The 4,933-nt window shown below is 60.9% G+C and carries 1 protein-coding gene and 1 pseudogene; both read left to right on the top strand.

Annotation, left to right across the window (positions count from 1 at the left end; all coding sequences use genetic code 11):
- The first annotated feature begins 18 nt into the window (after positions 1-18).
- Positions 19-4,281: a type I pullulanase gene (gene pulA / locus ACI38B_RS07105; RefSeq protein WP_439730131.1), complete on the top strand. Its 4,263-nt coding sequence runs from the start codon at positions 19-21 to the stop codon at positions 4,279-4,281.
- 273 nt (positions 4,282-4,554) lie between these two features.
- Positions 4,555-4,933 (top strand): annotated as a pseudogene (locus tag ACI38B_RS07100) (glycosidase); the annotation flags it as partial.

Below are 4,933 nucleotides of genomic sequence, written 5' to 3'. Positions count from 1 at the left end.
TTCGGATTCAAGAGCGAGATGAGCCAGGCGTTCAACGGCAACGTCACCTCCCTGAAGGATCTGGCCACCCGCCTGAGCGGCGACCTGTCCAGCGCGGACGCGAACGTATTCGTCACCAACTGGGACACCGAGCGCAACGACGGCACTATCACGTACAAGGACAGCGGCAAGTACCAGCTGGCCAACGCGTTCATGCTTGCCTACGGCTACGGCACCCCGCGCCTGATGTCCGGGTACAAGTTCGACGACAATGACTCCGGAGCCCCCGGCGCGACAGAGACCAAGGTCCCGGATGTCGATATGGCCAAGGCCTGCGCCACCAACGGCGGAGACTGGAACTGCGAGCAGCGCTGGACCTCCACGCGCGGCATGATCGCCTTCCACAACTACGTTGGCGATACCGCGACCTCACCGGTCAAGGATTGGCAGTCCAACGGCAACGACAGCATCGCCTTCTCCCGCGGCACTAAGGGCTTCCTGGCGCTCAACAACGGCACCAAGGCGCTTGACGTCACTTACGACACGACGCTTCCGGACGGCGAATACTGCAATGTGTTCTCCACCCAGGATTGCTCCCAGATCGTGACCGTCTCCGGCGGCAGGGTCAAGACCACCATCCCGGCCCGTTCGGCAATCGCCCTGTACGGCGGCGCCACCAAGGCCAGCCATCCGGCGGCCTCGGCGACCACCGACCCGTCCGACCCGAAGGTCGAAATCAAGGACGAGGCCGTCAAGCCCACGGACACCACGCTCACGGTGTATTACAAGAACGACAACGGATACAAGCAGCCGTACATCCACTACGGTGTCGGCGAAACCTGGACCGACGTTCCCGGCAAGGCGATGACCTACGACAAGACGAGCGGCTACTGGAAGCACACCATCGAAACTGGCGGCAATGCCGTGCAATACGTGTTCAACGACGGTAGTAACAGCTGGGACAACCCGAACGGCGGTGGCAATTACGAAGCCGCCACGGGCATCGTCCAGCAGACCGTCACCGATCATGCCAGCACGGTCGGTTCGCCGAAAACATACCACCAGAACGGCAAGACCCGTCTCGTCGTCCATTACAAGGCGCCTGCGGATGACGAGGCGCGTGCCCTGTGGGTGTGGGGATCGAATTCCAACACCTCCGCGAACCTTGACGGACAGCAGATCGAGTTCTCCGGCACCGATTGCTGGGGCAAAGTCGCCACTGTCACCTTCGACGGCACGTACACCGATCTGGGTGTCATCGTCAAGGGCAAGGATGACTGGAACAAGGTCGGCGAGAACGACCGCAATGTGAAGGTCGCTGCCGACGGCACCGCAGAGATCTGGGTGGACGGCACCGCCTCGGACCTCGAGCAGACGCTCACCGCCGCACCGGCTGACTACATCAGCTCCTGCACCGGCTATGACGTGGACGTCACCGTCCATTACTACCGCGATGACGGCCTGTACTTCAACGCAGGCGACACCACGAACAAGACCCCGCAGTGGGATCTGTGGACGTGGTCGGGCAGCGGATCGGCTGATTCGCACCAGACCTTCACCAGCCATGATGACTGGGGCGAAGTCAGCACATGGACGCTCAAGGGATACAACTACGCCGCCGCATCGGCGTCCGCAGCCGGCGATATCGGCCTGCTGCGCCGCTACGGCGGTGACACCTGGGCAGCCAAGGACCCCGATGACGCCAACCACTTCATCCCGGCCGACTCTATGGTGTTCGACTCCGCCACCAAGACCGGCAAGGCTGAGGTCTGGCTGGTCGCCGGCGACCCGACCGTCTACACCGCACAACCGTCCCTGACCGTTTCGGTGCGCAGCGCGGAAATCGCCAATGCCAAGAAGATCGCCGTCAAACTCAGCGGCGAACCTTCCGGCGAGGTGACCGCGACTGTTACAGACGAAAACGGCAAAACCGTTGACGTTGCCGATGTGAAAGCCGACAAGGCGACCGTGACCGTCACCACGAAGGACGATCTCGCCGTCGATGGCGCGTACACCGTGACCATCAGCAACGACAAGGGCGACAAGATCGGTTCCGCCACTGCGGTTGCCGGTGCCATCGTGCGCACCGACGATTTCGACAAGACCTACGCCTACGACGGTGATGATCTTGGTGCCACATGGACCAAGAGCAAGACCACCTTCAAGGTGTGGGCCCCGACCGCCAAGGGCGTGGACCTGGTCGTCTACAAGTCCGACACGAGTGCGGACGCCGAGCAGGCGTACACCTCGCCGATGACCAAGGGCGACAAGGGTGTCTGGAGCGTCGCCATCGACGGCGACCTGAAGGATACCGCCTACCAGTACCGCCTCACCTTCGCCGACGGCACGGTGAACTATTCGCCGGATCCGTATGCGACCGCGGCCGTGGTCAACGGCAAGCGTTCCGTGGTGCTGTCCGACGCGGAGAAGTCCATCAAGGACTTCAACCGCATGCCGTCCTTCGGTTCGTCGTCCAACGCGGTGATTGCCGAGACCCACATCCGCGATCTGACCAAGAACGCCAACTCCGGTGTATCCGAAGCCAACCGCGGCAAGTACCTCGGTGTTGTCGAAGCTGGTACCAAGAATTCTCAAGGCAAGGCGACTGGTCTTGACTACCTCAAGCAGCTTGGCATCACCCACGTGCAGATCCAGCCGATGTTCGACTATGCGAGCGTCGACGAGACCAAGACTCTGGATGATTCCAACTACAACTGGGGGTACGACCCTGAGAACTACAACGTGCCGGAAGGCTCGTACTCATCGAACGCGAGCGACCCCGCCACGCGAATCGTCGAAGCCAAGGAGATGGTCAACGGGCTGCACAACAACGGCCTGCGCGTCATCATGGACGTGGTCTACAACCATGTGGCCGACGCCTCGACGAACCCGTTCAACCTCACTGTCCCGGGATACTACTTCCGGTACAATGCGGACGGCTCCATGGTCAACAACTCCGGCTGCGGCAACGACACCGCCTCCGAACGGGCGATGATGCGCAAGTACATCGTCGATTCGGTCACGTATTGGGCGAAGAACTACAATATCGACGGCTTCCGCTTCGACCTCATGGGTCTCGAGGATCTCGAAACCATGAAGGCGGTGCGCGCGGCCCTCGACAAGATTGATCCGGGTATCATCATCGTCGGCGAAGGCTGGGATATGAACTCCACGATGGACAAGTCCAAGATGTCCATCCAGCCCAACGCCTACGAGCTGGACAACACCGGATTCAACGGCACCAAGACCGGTTCGACCGTCTCGTTCTTCAACGATTCGATCCGTGATGGTCTCAAGGGCTCCGTGTTCTCCGACACCGACACCGGCTTCGTTTCCGGCAAGGCCGACCAGGAGAATCTGATCCTGCACAATATGCTCGGCTGCCCATATGACACGAGCGAAGGCGCCACCACGTGCTGGAACGGCAATGCGCAGGACCACTACCAGACCGCCTCCCAGGTGGTCCAGTACGCGGAAATCCACGACAACCTGACCCTGTACGACAAGCTCGTCAAGTCGATGCCGAACGACGACGAGGCGACACGCACCAAGCGCGCCGAACTCGCCGATTCCGCGGTGTTCCTGGCGCAGGGCATCTCCGAGATCCAGCTCGGCCAGGAGTTCCTGCGCACCAAGAACGGTGACGGCAACAGCTACAAGTCCGGCGACTCGGTCAACGCCATCGATTGGGATCGTCTCAACGATGCCAACTATGGTGCGAACGCCGAGTATGTCAAGGGTCTGATCGCCCTGCGCAAGAAGGTTGCGGCGTTCCGTATGTCCAGCTATGACCAGATTGCGCAGAACACCAAAGTCCTTGAGGCCAAGGATGGTGTGGTCGCCTATCAGGTCAAGGACGACGACGGCACGTACGTGGTTGTGCTCAACGCCAATGAAACGGATGCCACGGTGTCCGGTCTGACTGCCGGCGACTACAAGCTGCTGGTTTCCGATGGCACGGTCACGGCTGACCCGTCAAAGGCGAAGACCACCACGGTCTCCGACGCCGGATACACCGTTCCGGCGCTGTCCGCCGCGGTGCTCGCCTTCGCGCCGAAGGGAGCGACGGATACGCCTGGCGACAACACCGGCGACAAGGCTGCTCAGCAGCCTGCGCAGAAGTCTGAGCAGAAGCCCCAGGACAGCAAGTCCGCCGCACAGGCCGCAAACAAGCCTGCTGATCTTGCGAAGACCGGCGCTTCCGTCGCAGGTGCAATCCTCATGTGCATGATTCTGGCTTCGGCCGGAGCCATGACACTGGCATGGGATCGCAAAGCGGGGCAGCACGCGCATCGCAAGTGATTCCGGTATCGCATGACCGTCTTCACGGCGGCATGTGAACAGGCCGACGGGCGGCAGGACGTTTGGGAACGTCCTGCCGCCCGTTCGTTTTCCACCGTGTTGTTCGGCGTTACCATGTCGCTGGGCGATTCCACCGCACGCATGTCTGTACCGGTATCAAGGCGTCGAATGGGACGTGTTATGAAGGTCCTCGTTTGCCCATCAGGATTGCGAACGTTTGCAGTCCGAAGCCGTCCATCGTAGAATAATGCCAGTCCATCCAACGGAGGAACCATGAAACAACGCATCAGAACCATTGTGGTCGCCGTGCTGTGCATCGCCGTCAGCGCAGGCCTTACCGTAGCGACATTCCGCACGCCGACCGGTGTCCCCGCTGATTTCAATCCGGCAAGCTACCGCAGCGATGTCATCGTGACCATGTTCCAGGCCAACTGGAAGTCGGTCGCCAAAGAATGCACGGATACCCTCGGTCCTGAAGGTGTGGCGTACGTCCAGGTCTCTCCGCCGCAGGAATCCATCAAAGGCACTCAATGGTGGACGTCATATCAGCCGGTGAGCTACAACCTGAACTCCAAGGAAGGAACCGAACAGGAGTTCAAATCCATGGTCGCCACCTGCAAGACCGCAGGTGTTGGCGTCATTGCCGACGCTG

The organism is Bifidobacterium sp. (assembly GCF_051876855.1).
In the GTDB taxonomy this organism is placed as follows: domain Bacteria; phylum Actinomycetota; class Actinomycetes; order Actinomycetales; family Bifidobacteriaceae; genus Bifidobacterium.
Note: the sequence above shows the minus strand (reverse complement) of the source record. Positions and strands in the feature narration are given on the sequence as shown.

Bases quoted from the DNA above. Each gene is read 5' to 3' on its own strand.
- pulA (WP_439730131.1), top strand. From the start codon at position 19: ATGAGCCAGGCGTTCAACGGCAACGTCACCTCCCTGAAGGATCTGGCC.